General features: G+C 69.9%; 14 protein-coding genes and 1 pseudogene. 4 read left to right on the plus strand and 11 right to left on the minus strand.

The window, feature by feature from the left end; all coding sequences use genetic code 11:
- Nucleotides 1-132: 132 nt before the first annotated feature.
- Entirely contained in the window at nucleotides 133-516 is a 384-nt protein-coding gene (locus tag AB0J95_RS50400) for a DUF3224 domain-containing protein (RefSeq protein ID WP_364773819.1), read from the minus strand.
- 37 nt (nucleotides 517-553) lie between these two features.
- Nucleotides 554-1,237, minus strand: a complete 684-nt coding sequence (locus AB0J95_RS50405; protein WP_364773820.1) for a helix-turn-helix domain-containing protein — start codon at nucleotides 1,235-1,237, stop codon at nucleotides 554-556.
- 151 nt (nucleotides 1,238-1,388) lie between these two features.
- On the opposite strand from AB0J95_RS50405, the gene AB0J95_RS50410 reads away from it, so the two are divergent.
- Complete coding sequence (locus AB0J95_RS50410) at nucleotides 1,389-2,885, plus strand: carboxylesterase family protein (protein ID WP_364773821.1); 1,497 nt, start codon at nucleotides 1,389-1,391, stop codon at nucleotides 2,883-2,885.
- Here AB0J95_RS50410 and AB0J95_RS50415 read toward each other — a convergent pair.
- The 3 genes from AB0J95_RS50415 to AB0J95_RS50425 form a co-directional block, all read right to left on the minus strand.
- Nucleotides 2,850-3,443 (minus strand): TetR/AcrR family transcriptional regulator, encoded by a 594-nt coding sequence (locus AB0J95_RS50415; protein WP_364773823.1) that lies wholly within the window; start codon nucleotides 3,441-3,443, stop codon nucleotides 2,850-2,852. The genes AB0J95_RS50410 and AB0J95_RS50415 overlap by 36 nt on opposite strands.
- Nucleotides 3,444-3,490: 47 nt before the next feature.
- The gene (locus AB0J95_RS50420) at nucleotides 3,491-4,444 is read right to left on the minus strand and encodes an AMP-binding protein (protein ID WP_364773824.1); all 954 of its coding nucleotides are present in this window, start codon (nucleotides 4,442-4,444) and stop codon (nucleotides 3,491-3,493) included.
- A 162-nt stretch (nucleotides 4,445-4,606) separates the two neighbouring features.
- Nucleotides 4,607-4,939: a hypothetical protein gene (locus AB0J95_RS50425; protein ID WP_364773873.1), complete on the minus strand. Its 333-nt coding sequence runs from the start codon at nucleotides 4,937-4,939 to the stop codon at nucleotides 4,607-4,609.
- Here AB0J95_RS50425 and AB0J95_RS50430 point away from each other — a divergent pair.
- Nucleotides 4,929-5,012, plus strand: a pseudogene (locus AB0J95_RS50430) (DNA-binding response regulator); the annotation flags it as partial. The gene AB0J95_RS50425 and the pseudogene AB0J95_RS50430 sit on opposite strands and share 11 nt — an antisense overlap.
- A gap of 59 nt (nucleotides 5,013-5,071) precedes the next feature.
- On the opposite strand, the gene mptB reads toward AB0J95_RS50430, so the two are convergent.
- The 5 genes from mptB to AB0J95_RS50455 form a co-directional block, all read right to left on the minus strand.
- Complete coding sequence (gene mptB, locus AB0J95_RS50435; protein ID WP_364773826.1) at nucleotides 5,072-6,679, minus strand: polyprenol phosphomannose-dependent alpha 1,6 mannosyltransferase MptB; 1,608 nt, start codon at nucleotides 6,677-6,679, stop codon at nucleotides 5,072-5,074.
- Between the two features lie 118 nt (nucleotides 6,680-6,797).
- Nucleotides 6,798-8,363, minus strand: coding sequence for an ABC transporter ATP-binding protein (locus tag AB0J95_RS50440; RefSeq protein ID WP_364773869.1), 1,566 nt, complete (start codon nucleotides 8,361-8,363; stop codon nucleotides 6,798-6,800).
- Nucleotides 8,364-8,413: 50 nt separating this feature from the next.
- Nucleotides 8,414-9,298 carry an ABC transporter permease gene (locus tag AB0J95_RS50445; protein ID WP_364773828.1) on the minus strand — a complete coding sequence of 295 codons (885 nt, stop codon included), beginning with the start codon at nucleotides 9,296-9,298 and terminating at the stop codon, nucleotides 8,414-8,416.
- Nucleotides 9,299-9,359: 61 nt separating this feature from the next.
- On the minus strand, nucleotides 9,360-10,352 hold the full coding sequence (locus AB0J95_RS50450; RefSeq protein ID WP_364773871.1) for an ABC transporter permease: 993 nt from the start codon (nucleotides 10,350-10,352) through the stop codon (nucleotides 9,360-9,362).
- A gap of 36 nt (nucleotides 10,353-10,388) precedes the next feature.
- Nucleotides 10,389-12,188 carry an ABC transporter substrate-binding protein gene (locus AB0J95_RS50455; RefSeq protein WP_364773830.1) on the minus strand — a complete coding sequence of 600 codons (1,800 nt, stop codon included), beginning with the start codon at nucleotides 12,186-12,188 and terminating at the stop codon, nucleotides 10,389-10,391.
- 115 nt (nucleotides 12,189-12,303) lie between these two features.
- Here AB0J95_RS50455 and AB0J95_RS50460 point away from each other — a divergent pair, with 115 nt between their 5' ends.
- Together AB0J95_RS50460 and AB0J95_RS50465 are read left to right on the plus strand one after the other, a co-directional pair.
- Complete coding sequence (locus AB0J95_RS50460) at nucleotides 12,304-13,131, plus strand: M55 family metallopeptidase (protein WP_364773832.1); 828 nt, start codon at nucleotides 12,304-12,306, stop codon at nucleotides 13,129-13,131.
- Nucleotides 13,124-14,425 (plus strand): M20/M25/M40 family metallo-hydrolase, encoded by a 1,302-nt coding sequence (locus tag AB0J95_RS50465; protein WP_364773834.1) that lies wholly within the window; start codon nucleotides 13,124-13,126, stop codon nucleotides 14,423-14,425. Before AB0J95_RS50460 ends, AB0J95_RS50465 begins: the two co-directional genes overlap by 8 nt.
- Here the strand turns inward: AB0J95_RS50465 and AB0J95_RS50470 are convergent.
- Nucleotides 14,422-15,456 (minus strand): alcohol dehydrogenase catalytic domain-containing protein, encoded by a 1,035-nt coding sequence (locus AB0J95_RS50470; RefSeq protein ID WP_364773835.1) that lies wholly within the window; start codon nucleotides 15,454-15,456, stop codon nucleotides 14,422-14,424. The genes AB0J95_RS50465 and AB0J95_RS50470 overlap by 4 nt on opposite strands.
- Nucleotides 15,457-15,544: the final 88 nt, after the last annotated feature.

Raw genomic sequence — 15,544 nt, forward strand, 5'->3', positions numbered from 1 at the left:
GCTCCGCAACACGCCCAGCGCCGCCCCGGCCCGATCGCCCAGCAGGCAGTGAGCGGCGCTGGTCGCGTGGTGCGGAGCGCGGATGACCGGCTTCCAGTGACCGAGCCCGTCCGAGCGAAGCGAGGACCACTATTACAGCGTGTAGTTCAGGTCCAGTACGCCGTGGTTGACCACGCAGGTGCCTTTCAGGCCTTTGAGTTCGCCGGTCGCGCTGCCGGGGATGATGTAGCCGTACTGGTTCATGTTCTCGGCGTCGCCGACCGCGCCGTGGTGCAGCACGAAGCTGCCTTTCTTGCCTTCCAGGGTGCCTACGACGCGTTCCTGGGCCATGTACCCGGCGCCGTCCTCGGGTTTGTCGCCGGCCTGGCAGGCGAGCATCCGAACGGTGCCGGTGCCTTCCACGGCGCCGGTGTAGGTCTTGGTGATGTTCGCCGTGCCGAGCGGCGGGCCTTCGTCGGGCTCTTCGTAGGCGGTGTTCTCCCAGGCGGTGATCTCGAACTTCGCGGTGACCTTCATGGCGCACATCCTGCCCGGCGGTACCTGTCAGATCGTGTCAGGTTATGCCGAGCTCTTCGCGGAGGGCCTGTCGGCCGGGGGCGGTCAGTTTCACCGCGCGGTGGGTACCGGTTCGGGTGATCCAGCCCGCGTCGAAGAAGTGTCCGCACACCGCGGCGCCGACGCCGCCGGCGAGGTGCGGGCGGCGTTCGGTCCAGTCGACGCATTCGCGCACGAACGGCCGGCGGGCTTGGCGCAGGCTCTCGACGTCGATGCCCAGGCCGGTCAGCCAGCGCGCGCCCGGGTCGGTGAGGCTGAACCCGCCTTCGCCGCCGAGCAGGCCGCGGTCGACCATCGCGGTGGTGACCCGCACGCCAAGGCGTCCGGCGAGGTGGTCGTAGCAGGTGCGTCCGCTGGCGAGGGCGTCGGCGACGGTTGCGGCTTTGAGGGTTTTCACCGGTGTGGGTGAGGAGGGGATGTGCGCGGCCATGGTCTCGATCAGCTCGGCTGTGCGGGTGTCGGCCAGGCGCACGTAGCGGTGGCGGCCTTGGCGGTGTTCGACCAGCAGGCCGCCGGTGATCAGCTGGTTGAGGTGCTCGGTCGCGGTCGAGGCGGCCACTCCGGCGCTGCGGGCCAGCTCCCCCGCGGTCCAGGCTCGCCCGTCCAGCAGGGACAGGCAGAAGCTCGCGCGCGTGCCGTCGGCGAGCAACGCGGCCAGCCGGGCCAGGTCGGGAGCGGTCATGGGTCCATCATGCGTGCCGATTGCTTCGGCCGCGGCCGAAAGGGCGGCTCTCGGGTCCCGGTCGGGCGGGCCGCGATTAATGGCTCGCGCCGCGCCCGCACCGGCCTGGAGGATCTGCCTCGCTGATGGCGTTGCCCAGAAAGGAAATCCGATGACCGAGGTCCGCACGGCGGCCGGGACAGTGCGCGGTACCCAACAGGAGGGCGTGGCGGTCTTTCGTGGCATCCCGTTCGCGGAGCCGCCGGTGGGTGCGCTGCGATTCGGTGCGCCGCAACCGGTGCGGGCGTGGGACGGGGTGCGCGAGGCGGTGTCGTTCGGTCCGCCGCCGCCCCAGGCGGGTCATTTCGGCATGGAGAAGCTGCAGGAGGCCGACGGTGACTGGCTGACGGTCAACGTGTGGTCGCCCGACCCTGGTGCGGGTGCGGGGCTGCCGGTGATGGTGTGGATCCAGGGCGGCGGCTACATGGTCGGCATGTCCAGCCAGCCCGAGTTCGACGGCGCCCGCCTGGCGCGTGAGGGTGGCGTGGTCGTGGTGACGTTCAACTACCGCGTGGGCGTTGAGGGTTTCGCGCGGATCGAGGGCGCGCCGGACAACCGGGGCCTGCTGGATCAGGTCGCGGCGCTGGAGTGGGTGCGGGACAACGTCCGCGCGTTCGGCGGCGACCCCGGTCAGGTGACGGTCTTCGGTCAGTCGGCGGGTGGCGGGTCGGTGGCCGCGCTGCTGGCGATGCCGCGCGCCGCCGGGTTGTTCCGCCGCGCGATCGCGCAGAGCGTGCCCGGGCCGTTCTTCACGCCGGAGCTCGCGGCCGACATCGCCGGTGTCCTGGCGGGGGAACTGGGGCTGCGGCCCACCGTGGCCGATTTGTCCACTGTGGACCCGTTGGAGCTGCCCAGGGCGGGTGACACGCTCACCGCCAAGCTCGGCCAGTGGATCGACCGGTGGGGTGCGGCCGCGCACAAGCAGATCCCGATCGCGCCGGTCGTGGACGGCGACGTCCTGCCCGCGACGCCGTGGGAGGCGCTGGCTTCCGGTGCGGGGCGGGAGATCGAGCTGATCGCCGGGCACACGCGGCATGAGGACCGGTTGCTGGCGTTGATCCACGGCGTGCTCGGTCAGGTCACCGAGGAGCAGGCGGCGACCTCGCTGGAGGTCTACGCGCCCAGCGCCGTGCAGTACCGGGAGGCGTTCCCGGACGCGGGGCCGGACGAGCTGTACGACGTGGTCAACTCGGACTGGATATTCCGGATGCCTTCGCTGTTTCTGGCCGAGGCGCAGGTCGCCGGCGGCGGCCGGGCTTACGTGTACGAGCTGACCTGGCCCGCGCCGGGCATGGGCGGTGCCCTCGGAGCCTGTCATGGCCTGGATGTGCCGCTGGTGTTCGGCAATCTCAGTGGCAGCCAGGCGGCGATGCTGATCGACGGCGACCCGTCCGCGGAGGGATTGTCGGCGCAGATGCGCTCGGCGTGGACGGCGTTCGCCCACACCGGTGATCCCGGCTGGCCCTTGTACGACGCCCGGCGCCTGGTTCGGGTCTTCGACACCGTGCCGCAGGTCGCCGCGTATCCGGAGGAGGCGTCGCGGCTGATCTGGCAGGACCACCCGTTCGGGGCGTTAACGGTTGGTGGCCAGCGCGAACGTCTCGGATAGTTCGCGGGCGCACTCGGTGAGGTCGAGGTCGGGCGTGGCGACGAAGCGGCGCCCGACCTCGTCGATGGCCGCGCGGATGGTCCAGGCCATGACGCGCGGGGAGAACTCGCGGAACTCGCCGTCGCGCTGGCCTTGGCGCAGGCGTTCCTCCAGGGGCGTGGCGGCGGCTTCGTGGGTCTTGCTGCGGTAGTGGGTGAAGATCTCGGTGACCGCGGCGACGTGCTTGGGGTGGGTGCGCATGAACTCGATGTGCGAGTGGATGTAGGCGCGCAGCATGCCCGCGGAGGTGGTCTCGGCCTGCACGCGCGGCCACATCGCGGCCGCGCCGGCCGCGCTGACGTCGTCGATCACCTGCTGGATGAGCTCGTCCTTGCCGGCGAAGTGGTAGGAGATCACGCTCTTGGAGATCCCGGCGCGTTCGGCGATCTGGTGCAGTGACGCCTGGGCGTAGCCGAGGGTCGCGATGGTGTCGATCGCGCACTCCACGATCTGGGCGCGGCGCGCGACCTCGATGAACGACGGGCCGTCCCGGCCGATGGTGCGGGTTTTCGACTGCACCGCGGCAACCTAACACCCAAGATCGGCAACCCTGTGTGCAGGGTCGGTCACCCAGCGCGGCGCACTTCGAGGGGCAGCAGATGCGCGGTCTCCCCCAGCGACAGCGGCCCGAACACCTCGTCCCCGGCGAGGCCGTCGACGAAGTGCTGGTGGGTTTTGTCGGCGGTGGCGGGCAGGGAGAGCCAGGCGTGGTCGGTTCCCGGCGTGACGGTGGCCAGCCGGAGCCGGTCCATCTTCACGCGGGGCACGCCGTGGACGTGTCTGGTCAGCCGTGAGTCGGTGAGGACGAGTTTGGCCTGTCTGGTGAGGTCCCAGACACGGTTGGGGGTCAGCGGCATCCAGGCCGCGCCGGTTCTCATCACCGCGAGCGCGGCCACGACGAGGTCGGTGGTTCTGGGTAGCAGGATGCCGACGCGGTCGCCGGGGCTGATGCCGTGTCTCTCCAGCGCGCCCGCCAGGCGGGTGGTGCGGTCGTGGAGGTGGTCGAAGGTGATCGTGCCGTCGGCGCCTCTGACCGCGGGCGCGTCCGGTCTGGTGCCGGCGTGGGCGGCGATGATCTGGTGGACGCAGCGGCCGCCGATCTCGTCGAGGAAGGCGCCGAACTCCTCGTGCAGCGCGATCGCGGCCTCGGCGGGCAGGGTGACGTGCCATTCGCAGTGGCCGCTGGAGCTGATCCGCACCAGCAGGACCGCGCCGGGGATCGCGGGGGCGCGTTGGCTGAGGTCGGCCTGTAGCTCGAACACGACAGGCAGGCCGCGTGCGGGGTCGGCTCTCAGCGTGCCGTTCATCCAGTCGGTGAAGTCGGCCGGCCCGATCGCGACCACCCACGACCCCGGCCGCAGCAGCCCCACCACCCCATCGGGCACGCCGGTCGCGCGGGCCAGGAACGTGGCGGTGGCGGCGATCAGTTCCTCTTCCCGCAACCCGTGCGGCACCGCCATCCGGTGGCTCCCCGTCGAGACCCCGTCGCGGTACGGCACGTCGAGCACAGTCCGCGTCATCAACATCCTCTCGGCACCCGGGCGATTCAAGATCATCGACATCCGGGCGTCCGGATTGAGCGATACGGGCTCTGAACCACCCAAAGGTGTCAAGCTGGGAATCAGGCCGCCTGGCCTGATTCCCAGCCGTGCGGACGTGGCCAGGCGTGTGCCGGACCCTCGCTAGGCTCCGGCCTGGGCGATGACGCGCTGGATGGCCTGCACCGCCACGTCGGGCTGGTCGACGTAGATGTAGTGGCCGCTGGTGGCCGCGGTGCTCAAGGCACTGCGGCTGGAGAGCCCCAGCCATTTGCGTTGCCCGTCGGCCCACGCCTGCTCCAGGGCGGTCCCGTAGTCGGGGATGGCGGCGAGGTACGGCTGGCCGTGCTGGACCACTTCCACCGGGATGCTGCCCGCGGACCGGACTTCCCCGTCGGTGATGATGAGCTTTTCCGGGTTCTCGCCGTGGAAGACCGCGAGGGTCTGCGCGCGCAGTTCGGCCGACGTGTCGCGCATCCTGACCAAGCTGGATCTGCGCGACCGGGTGCAGGCGGTCGTCTACGCCTATCGCCACGGCCTGGTGACGTGAGCCCCGCCCTCGAACGCTGACCGGCGTGTCACGACCGGTCAACGTTCACGGGCAGCGCACTAGCTGACGGCGGGGTCCTTGTCGGGGTCGGGTTCGGGGGCCGCGGGTTTCGGGGCGGGGCCGACGTCGACGAGGGCGGGGCGTTTGTGGCCGAAGAGGTTCATCGGGTCGATGATCGTGAGGGACTTGGCCGCCAGGATGGACACGAGGATGGCGCCGGCCATGAACGGGTAGTTGTAGAGCTGGTCCTCGCCCGCCGGGGAGTAGGTGAGCACGAGGAACACGGCGAGGCCCACGACGAACGGGAGCCGGCGGGGGTTCCAGGGCAGGGCGGCGGCGATGACGAAGCCCCAGGTGAGGTACCACGGGAGGGTCGCCGGGGACAGCACCGCGGTGGCCAGCAGCGCGATGGCCATGCGCTTGACCGCCTCGGCGCCGCCTTCGCGGGAGGCCCACCAGTTCTTGACGATGATGAAGATCAGCAGGGCGATGCCGATCGCGCGGGTGACCGCGATGAACGGGTCCTTGGAGACGTTGAAGAACAACGCGACGACCCAGTGCAGGAACTCGCCGACCGCGGTGGGCGGCGACATCCAGTTGACGATCATCGCCGGGGCTCTGAGTGCGGGCAGCCAGCCGAGGTCGACCTGGGCGGCGACGGTCACCAGGGCGAAGGTGCCGATGACGAGGGCGAACACGCTGGCGCAGGCGCGGACGAAGTTGCGCCAGAAGGTGGAGGGCAGGTGTTTGGCCCACACCCACATCAGGAACGGCAGCGCCACGCCCGCGGAGGCCTTGACGGCCATGGCGAAGGTCACCAGGACTATGCCGAGGACGTGTTTGCGGTTGAGCACGCACAAGGTGCCCGCGGCGAGCAGGCCGACCATGAGGATGTCGTTGTGCGGGCCGCCGAACAGGTGGATGACGGTCATCGGGCTGGCCACGGCGAGCCAGAGCGCGACCGGGAGCTTGCCGCCGAGGTGGCGGGTCAGCCCGGGCAGTGCCCAGATCAGCAGGACCAGGCCGATGGCCAGGGTCAGCCGCATCAGGATGACGCCGAGGATGGCGTTGGCGCCGGTGATCGAGGCGACGCCCTTGGCCAGCAGGATGAACATCGGGCCGTAGGGCGCGGGGGTGGTCTGCCAGAACGAGTGCACGTTCTGCGAGATGTCCGGGATGTTCTCCAGCGAGGCCGGGCCGACCTGGTAGGGGTCGAAGCCGTGCAGTGGCAGGGTGCCCTGGCCGAGGTAGGAGAACACGTCGCGGGTGAACACCGGCGGGCTGAAGATCAGCGGGATCATCCAGCACACGGCGGCGATCAGCACGGCGCGGGCGTTGACGCGGCCGGCCAGTACGTGGCGGCCCAGGCGCACCCACGCCCACACGACGAGCGCGAACCCGATGTACAGGATCGCGGTGGCGAGCATCTTGCCGTGGCCGTACCGGATCCAGGACAGCGGGCCGTTGCCCAGGACCGGGTCGTGCACGAGGATCCCGGCCGCGCCGACTGCGGTGATCAGGATCAGGAAGGTGCCGAGGGTGCCGAGTGCGATCGTCCGCACCGGCATGCCCGTCGCTGTTGTGCCAGACGGGGTCTGGTCGGTCTCTGCGTTGTCAGCACCCAAGGTGGTTTCCAGGTTCGGCGCCGGATCTGTGGTGGTGGCCATGGCGTCTTGGAGGTTACACACCGTCTCTACCTGTGCTTGCAGGGCCACCCGTGGTGCTGGTCACGATCTGTCGTGCTAGATCCGCCACCACGGTATGGCCGGATTTGGTATGGACCTCTTAGGCCAGACGGGCGAGGCCCGGCAACGCCGCGAGCAGTGACTTCGTGTAAGCATGCCGGGGTTCGAGTAGAACCTGTTCCACCTCACCGACCTCGACCAGCTCGCCCTGGTACATCACCGCGACGCGGTCGGCGATGTTCCAGGCCAGTCCCAGATCGTGGGTGATCACCAGGGCGGCGAGGCCGAGCTGGGCACGCAACCGCAGCAGCAACGCCAGAATCTCGCCACGCACGGAGGCGTCCAGCGAGGCCACCGGTTCGTCGGCGACCAGCAGCCGGGGCTGCAGCGCCAGGGCGCCCGCGATCACGACCCGCTGGCGCTGCCCGCCGGAGAGCTGGTGCGGCAGAACGGGCATGTATCGCTCGACCGGGCGGAGTTCGGCCGCTTCCAGGGCCGCGGCGACCTGTTCGCGCTCGTCGCCCGGGAGGCGGTGGATGCGCAGGCCTTCGGCGACCGACTCGTACACGCTGTGCCGCGGGTTGAGGGCGCTGGTCGGGTCCTGCAGAACCAGTTGGACCTGGCGGCGGTAGTCCTTGAGGCCCTTGGACGAGCGGGGTATCGGTTTGCTGTCGAACAGGATCCGGCCGCTCGTGGACGCCTGCAGACCGAGGATCGTGCGCGCCAGGGTGGTCTTGCCGGATCCGGACTGGCCGACCAGGGCGACGATCTCGCGCTGCCGCACTTCGAGGTTCACGTCCTTGACCGCGTGCGTCCAGCCGCCGCCGCGGCGCCGGAAGTCGACCTTGAGGTCCTCTGTGCGCAGTACAGGTTCACCCAGTTCGGGCACGGTCTTCTGCGGCAGGCCGGCCGGGTTGGTGGTGGCGGGCGCGTAGCGTGAGGCGACGTCCCCGATGGTGGGAAACGCGGCGGCCAGCGCCTGGGTGTGCGGGTGCTGCGGGTCGCCGACGACGGTGTCCGCGGTGCCCAGTTCGACGATCTCGCCCTGGTACATCACGGCGAGCCGCTCGCAGACCGAGCCGAGCACGGACAGGTCGTGGCTGATCATGACCAGGCCGATGCCCTGCTCGGTGACCAGCTTGGACATCAGTTTGAGCACCTGGTCCTGCACGATCACGTCCAGGGCGGTGGTGGGTTCGTCGGCGATGACCAGGCGCGGCTCGCAGGCCAGTGCCATCGCGATCATCACGCGTTGTTTCTGGCCGCCGGACAGCTCGTGCGGGTAGGCCTCGGTCTTGTCGATGGGCAGTTCCACGGCGGCGAGCAGTTCGGCGACCCGGGCGGTGATCCTGCCGGGCGGCACGCTGGCGTGGATGCGCAGCGGTTCGGCGATCTGCTGGCCGATCCGGCGGACCGGGTTGAGGGCGTGCATGGCGCCCTGGAACACGATCGACGCGCCGGCCCAGCGCACCGCGCGCAGCCGTCCCCAGCTCATCGTGCGGGTGTCCTCACCGTCGAGCAGGATCTCGCCGGAGACCTCGGCGTCCTTGGGCAGCAGCCGCAGTACGGACATGGCCAGGGTGGACTTGCCGCAGCCGGACTCCCCGGCCAGGCCGAGGGTCTGCCCGGGCGGGAGGGTCAGGTCGACGCCCTTGACCGCCTGCATGCCTCCGGGATAGGTGACCCGCAGGTCGCGCAGTTGCAGTACCGGGGTGCTCACCGGCGCTCCTTCAGCTTCGGGTTCAGGACGGTCTCCAGGGCGCGCCCGACCATGGTGAAGGACAGCACGACCAGGGCGATGGCCGCGCCGGGCGGCAGGATGTACCACCAGGCGCCGAAGGTGACCGCGCCGGCGGCCTGGCCGGCGTGCAGCACGGTGCCCCAGGTGACGTCGTTGGGGTTGCCCAGGCCGAGGAACGTCAGGGTCGACTCGGCGACGATGGCGGTGCCCACGGCGAGGGTCATGTTGACGAACACCAGCGGCAGCACCGACGGCAGCACGTGTTTGAAGATCACGTGGGTGTGGCCGCCGCCCAGCGCGCGGGAGCGTTCGATGTAGGGGCGGGCCTCGACCGAGAGGGTCTGGGCGCGCACCAGCCGGGCGCCGGTCGGCCAGGACACCAGGCCGATCGCGAGCACGATGGTGCCCAGGCCGCCGTTGAGCACCACGCCCAGCGCGATGGCCAGTACCAGTGAGGGCAGGATCAGGAAGAAGTCGGTCAGCCGCATCAGCACCGCGGAGACCCACCGGCCGAAGTGGGCGGCGAGGATGCCCACGGTGGTGCCGATCACGACCGACAGCAGGGTCGCCGAGAGGCCGACGACGAGCGATCCGCGGCTGCCCCACAGCACGAGCGCGAGCAGTGACCGGCCGCTTTCGTCGGTGCCCAGCACGAAGTCGCCGCTGGGGGCCTGCAGCCGCCCGCCGGTGGCCTTGGTGACGTCCAGGGCGGCCTCGGGGACCAGCAGCGGCGCGAAGACCGCGCCGAGGATGAACAGCAGCAGGATCGCCAGCCCGATCAGTCCGCCGCGGTTGCTCCGGAACTCGCGCCAGACATTGCCCGCCGCCGCACGACGCCGGGCCCACACCGGTGAGGTCATGATGGTTCCGCCTCTCCGGATTTCAAGGTGTTGGTTGCGTTGGGGAAGGAAGGTTCCCTGCTCATGAGGCACGCACCCTGGGGTCGAAGACTCGCAGCAGGACGTCGGCGATCAGGTTCATGGTGACCACCGCGAGCACCAGCACGATGAAGATGCCTTGCAGCAGTGGGAGGTCCTTGACCTTGAGCGCCTCGGCGGTGAGCTGGCCCAGGCCGGGCCAGGAGAAGACCGCCTCGACGGTGATCGCGCCGGAGACCACCAGGCCCAGGTGCATGAACACGAGCGTGATGGTGGGCAGCAGCGCGTTGGGGACGGCGTGGCGGCGGCGGACGAGGTCGTCGCGCAGGCCTTTGGCGCGGGCGGTGGTCAGGTAGTCCGAATGCATCTCCTCCAGCAGTGAGGAGCGCATGACCAGCTGGTACTGGCCGTAGATCACCAGCACGAGGGTGACCAGCGGCAGGACGAGGTGGTGGGCGACGTCCAGGGCGTGCGGGATGAGCGCCGTGGGGCTGTCGACCGACTGCATGCCGCCGCTGGGGAACCAGCCGCCGAAGATCATCATCAGGATCAGGCCGAGCCACCAGGCCGGGAAGGACCAGAACACCAGGGCGGTGCCGACGCTGGCTCGGTCGAACGGGCCGCCGCGGTGCCAGGCGGACTTCACGCCAAGCCACAGGCCGAGGGCGGCGGCGAGGATCGCGGCGAGGCCGACCAGCAGGACGGTGGGGCCGATGCGTTCGGCGATGATGTGCCCGACCGGCGCGTTGTAGGCGTAGGACTGGCCGAAGTCGCCGTGCAGCAGGTTGACCAGGTAGTCCACGAACTGGGCGGGCAGCGGCTTGTCCAGGCCCATCTCGTGGCGCCGCTGGTCGAGCTGGGCGCCCGACAGCGGCACGCCGCGGGTCATGGTGGTGACCGGGTCGCCGGGCATGACCCGGAACAGCAGGAACCCGAACACCACCACGAGGGCGACGCTGACCAGTGCGCCGCCGATCTTGGTCAGCACATAGCGGAGGACTCCGCCGCCCTTGCGGGGCGACGGAGCCTCAACGATGGCTTCCTCAGAGGGGACAAGGAAGTCGGTCAACGACTACTCCCGTTCGTCGGCGGTGCCGCGGCGGCGCAGCCGCGCCACGATCAGCACCGCCGCGGCGATCACCACGACGCCGCCGATGGTCAGGCCGACGATCAGGCCGGTGTTGCCGCCACCGGCTTCGGTGGTGTTCGCGGCCTCGGTCGATTTGCCGGGTGTGGCGCTGTAGTAGCCCCAGTAGCCCTGCTGGTTCATGATCACGCCGCCGGAGGAGGGCTGCGTGGTGAACGGGCCCCACTTGTCGGCGCGGTAGGCCTCGAGCGGGTTGTCGTAGCCGAGGATGACCAGGCTGGCCCGGTCGGCCAGGACCTGCTGCATCTTCTTGACGATCTCGATCCGCTTGGCGCGGTCGGTCTCGGCCAGCTGCTGGGCGTACAGCGCGTCGTACTCGGGGTCGCAGAGGAACGAGTCGGGGGTGGCGCCCTTGCCGTCGGCGTTCGGGCGGGCCGCGCAGGTCTGCAGGGACAGCACGTAGTCCGGGTCGGGGTTGGCGCTCCAGCCGGAGAAGGCGAGGTCGAACGTGGCCGCGGTGGTGGCGTCGTTGACCTTCTGGTCGCTCACCAGCTGTGGTTCCACGCTGATGCCGATGTCCTTGAGCCAGCCGGTGATGTACTTGGAGCCCTGCTCGTCGAGGTTGGTCTCGGCGTGCCCGAGCAGCCGCAGTTTGAGCGGTTTGCCCTGCTTGTCGGTGCGGATGCCGTCCGGGCCCTTGGGGTAGCCGTTCTCGTCGAGCATCTTGTTGGCCGCGGCGGGGTCGAACTTCTGCTTGATGTCGGCGTGGAACTCGGCGAAGCCGGGCGGGATGTAGCCGGAGCCCTCGACGGCGTAGCCGCCCCAGACCTTGTCCACCAGGGTCTTGGAGTCGACCGCCAGGGCGATGGCCTGGCGAAGTTTGACGTCTTTGAGCGCGGGGTTGCCGTCACCGATGGGCTGGTTGTCCGCGGCGGTGGCGCCGGGGTTGATCAGGAGCTCGTTGAACCGGCGGCCCGCTCCGGTGTTGAGCTTGATGTTCGGGTCGCCCTTGAGCGCGTCGTACTGGGCCGGCACGAGCCGGCTCATCAGGTCGATCTCGCCCTTCTTGAGCGCCTGGACCTCGGCGTCGACGTTCTTGTAGTAGACGAAGTCCAGCTCGTCGATCTTGGGCGCGCCGCGCCAGTAGTCCTTGTTGGCCTTGAGCTTGATGAACTGGCCCGCCTTGTAGTCCTGGACGATGAACGGCCCGTTGCCCACCAGCGGCAGCGGCGGTTCGGCCTTGAAGTCGGTGACCTTGGACCAGATGTGCTCGGGCACGATCGGGGCGTCCAGGGCGAGCATGGTGGAGCGGGGTTCCTTGGTCTTGATGACCAGGGTCCTGTCGTCCGGGGCGGTGACCGACTCCCAGCCCTGCACGAAGTTGCCGTTCGCGGTGGCCGCGTTCTTGTCGGTCATCATCTTGGTGAACGTGAACGCGGGGTCCTTGGCCGTCACCGGCTGCCCGTCGGACCACTTGACGCCCTGGCGGATGGTGAACGTCCAGGTGAGCTTGTCCGGCGAGGTCTCCCACTTCTCCGCCAGGGCCGGCACCGGGTGGTAGTCGGCCGGGTCGTAGGTGGTCAGGTACTCGTAGTTCAGCCTGGTCAGGTCCGTCCCGATGCGCGTGATGGTGATGAACGGGTTGAGCGCGTCGAGGTCCTGGGTGACCCCGGCCCGCAGTGTCTTGCTTTCTTGGGCTCCGGCTGTGAGCGGCGTCATCACCGGGGCCGCTACCAGGGCACCCACCAGGACGGGCACTGCTGCCCGCCACCCTCTGACCAGCACGGTCAACCACCTCTTCCTGCGTGAATGCGAAGAAATAACCATCTAGCGGCAGGAGAAGTCAACGAGTACCGGCAGATCGTGCCAAGACGTGACCATAGGGCCTACGGTGGGCCTGGTGCGGATCATGATCTCAGCCGACATGGAGGGCGCCACCGGCGTCACCTACACCAATGATGTCCTACCGGGTACCGAGCAGTGGCAGCGGATGCGCAGGATGTTCACCGGGGACGTCAACGCCTGTGTCGAGGGGCTGTTCGACGGCGGCGCGAGCGAGGTGTTCGTCAACGAGGCGCACTCCTCGCAGCGCAACCTGCTGCTGGAGGAGCTGGACCCGCGGGCGTCGATGCTGACCGGCCGGCACAAGCCGTTGTCGATGATGCAGGGCATCGACTCCGGGGTGGGCGGGGTGGTGTTCCTCGGGTACCACGCGGGCGCCGGGGTGGAGGGGGTGCTCGCGCACACCTACCTGGAGAACTCGATCACCGGGGTGTGGCTGGACGGGGTGCGGGCCAGCGAGGGCAGGCTGAACGCCGCCCTGGCGGCCGAGCACGGGGTGCCGGTGCTGCTGGTCACCGGCGACGACAAGACCTGTGAGGACGCTCTTGATTATGTTCCGGCCGCGCGGGTAGTCGCGGTGAAGGAGTGCGTGAGCCGGTACGCGGCGATCTGCGTGCCGCCGCGGCGCACTGCCGAGATGATCCGGTTCACCGCCGCCAACTCGATGGAGCTGGCCGGGCGGGGCGCGGCGCATGTGGCGCCGCACCGGATCGAGGTCGACTTCGACGCGACTCATCTGGCGCACGCGGCCGCCGTGGTGCCGACGGTGGAGCTGGCGGGTGTGCGGCGGGTGCGGTTCGACGCGCCGTCGATGACCGAGGCGATGAAGGCGTTCAAGGTGGTGACCGCCATCGCGGCGGGCGCCGTGGAGGGTGTTTATGGATAGCGTTGAGGAGTTGTGTTCCCGGCTGGTGCGCATCGACACCACGAACTACGGCGGCGGGCGGTCCGCGGGTGAGCGGGAGGCCGGCGAGCTGGTGGCGACGGTGTTGTCGGCGGCCGGGCTGGACCCGAAGGTGCTGGAGCGCACCTCGCGCCGCAGCAACGTGGTCGCGCGGGTGTCCGGGTCGGACCCGGGCCTGCCGCCGTTGCTGGTGCAGGGCCACCTGGACGTGGTGCCGGCCGATCCGGAGCAGTGGTCGCGGGACCCGTTCTCCGGGGAGATCGCCGACGGGTTCGTGTGGGGCCGTGGCGCGACGGACATGAAGGACTTCGTCGCGATGGTGCTGACGGTGCTGCGGGACTGGTCGGCTTCTGATCGGCGGCCGCGGCGGGACATCGTGCTGGCGTTCGTGGCCGACGAGGAGGACTCGGGCGCGGATGGCGCCGAGTGGCTGGTGGAGGAGCATCCGGGGTTGTTCGAGGGCTGCGGGGCGACGATCAGCGAGTCCGGCGGGTACACCTATCACGTGCGGCACGCTTCCGGCGCGCCGGTGCGGTTGTATCCGGTGGGGACGGCCGAGCGGGGCACGTCGCATCTGCGGTTGACCGCGTCGGGGCGTGCGGGGCATGGGTCGCGGCGCAATGACGACAACGCCGTGGTGAAGCTGGTGCGGGCGTTGGACCGGCTGGCGTCCTATGAGTGGCCGGTGCGGTTGACGCCCGCCGTCACCGCGTTCCTCGAGCGCACGGGTGAAGCGCTCGGCGTGGCGGTGGATCTGTCCAATGTGGACGGCACGCTGGCGCGGCTGGGCAAGGCCGCTCCCCTGGTCGAGAACACCGTGCGCAACTCGACCAGGCCGACCGTTCTGAAAGCCGGCTACAAGGTCAACGTGATCCCCTCGACCGCGATCGCCGAGGTGGACACCCGTACGCTGCCGGGTACCGAGGCGGAGCTGTTGTCCACAGTGGACTCCCTGCTGGGGCCGGGGGTGGAGCGGGAGTTCGTGGCGCGGATGCCCGCGATCCAGGCCCCGGTGGACTCCCCCTGGTTCGACGCGATGGCCGCCGCGATCCGGTCGCAGGACCCCGACGCGGTCGTCGTGCCGTACTGCATGGGCGGTGGCACGGACGCGAAAGCCTTCGCCCGCTTGGGGATCCCGGGGTACGGGTTCGCGCCGTTGTGGCTGCCGGAGGGGTTCGACTACCGGGCCATGGCGCACGGTGTGGACGAACGCGTGCCCGTGGAGGGGTTGCGGTTCGGCACGCGGGTGCTGGACGCGTTCCTGTCGAACGTCTAGGTGGTGGTGAGGACCATGCGGAAGCGGGCCTGACCGCTGGCCATCCGGGTGAGCGCGGTGCCGGCCTGTTCGAGCGGCATTTGCTCGACCCAGGGCCGGACACCGTTGCGCGCGGCGAACTCCAGGGTCTGGCGGGTGTCGTGGGCGGTGCCGCCCCAGTGGCCGAACTCGAGTTTCGGGCCGGGGAGGGCGTGGCCGAGGGTGGTGCCGGTGGTGCTGAGCACGATGACCTGACCGCCCTCGGCGAGGCCTTTGATCGCGGCGCAGGTCATCATGGTGTTGGTCGGGATGGCCACTATCACCGCGGCGCCGCCGAGGTCGCGCAGTGCGGCGCCGACGTCGTCGGTTTTGGTGTCCAGGTAGATGTCGGCGCCCAGTTCGAGGGCGGCCATCGCGTCGCCGTGGCCGCGGCCGATCGACACGGTGCGCAACCCCATGGTGGCGGCGAACTGCAGGGCCAGGTGCCCGGGTCCGCCGAGCCCGACGACCGCGACCAGGTCGCCCGGCCGGGCCGCGCTCTGGCGCAGCGCGGTGAACACCCGGACGCCCGCGCACGCCAGCGGCGCGGCCTCGGCCGAGGAGAGCACGTCGGGGATGGGCGCGAGCGCCGCTGCCGGGACGGTGACCGAGTCGGCGAACCCGCCCGCGTAGGCCAGGCCGGGGATCTGCGGTTCCGTGCACATCACCGCGGTGCCCCGGCAGGCGTCGCAGTAGCCGCAGTCCCCGCCGTACCAGCCGACCGCGACCCGGTCACCGATCCCCCACCCGGTGACGCCGTCGCCGAGGGCCTCGATCCGGCCGGCGATCTCGTGCCCGGTGACCAGCGGGAACGTCACGTGCGGGACGTCACCGGCGGTGATCGCCGCGTCGGAGTGGCAGACCCCGCAGGCCTCGACGGTGACCCGCACCTGCCCGGGTCTGGGCTGCGGGGTGTCGACATACGTCAGGGTGAATCCGGCGCCGGGAGTCAGGACCTGCATGGCGCGGTGTCGCACGGCCGTTATCGCCTCTCTCCAAGGGGTCTCAGGCATCCCCTACACCCTGACGTGCGCGCGCCGCGTTAACCACCGACCGTCAGTCCGAGGAAATAATGAATTTGAGTCTCCAGTCGCTGGAAGG

The sequence above is a fragment of the Actinocrispum sp. NPDC049592 genome (assembly GCF_040675465.1).
GTDB lineage: Bacteria > Actinomycetota > Actinomycetes > Mycobacteriales > Pseudonocardiaceae > Kibdelosporangium.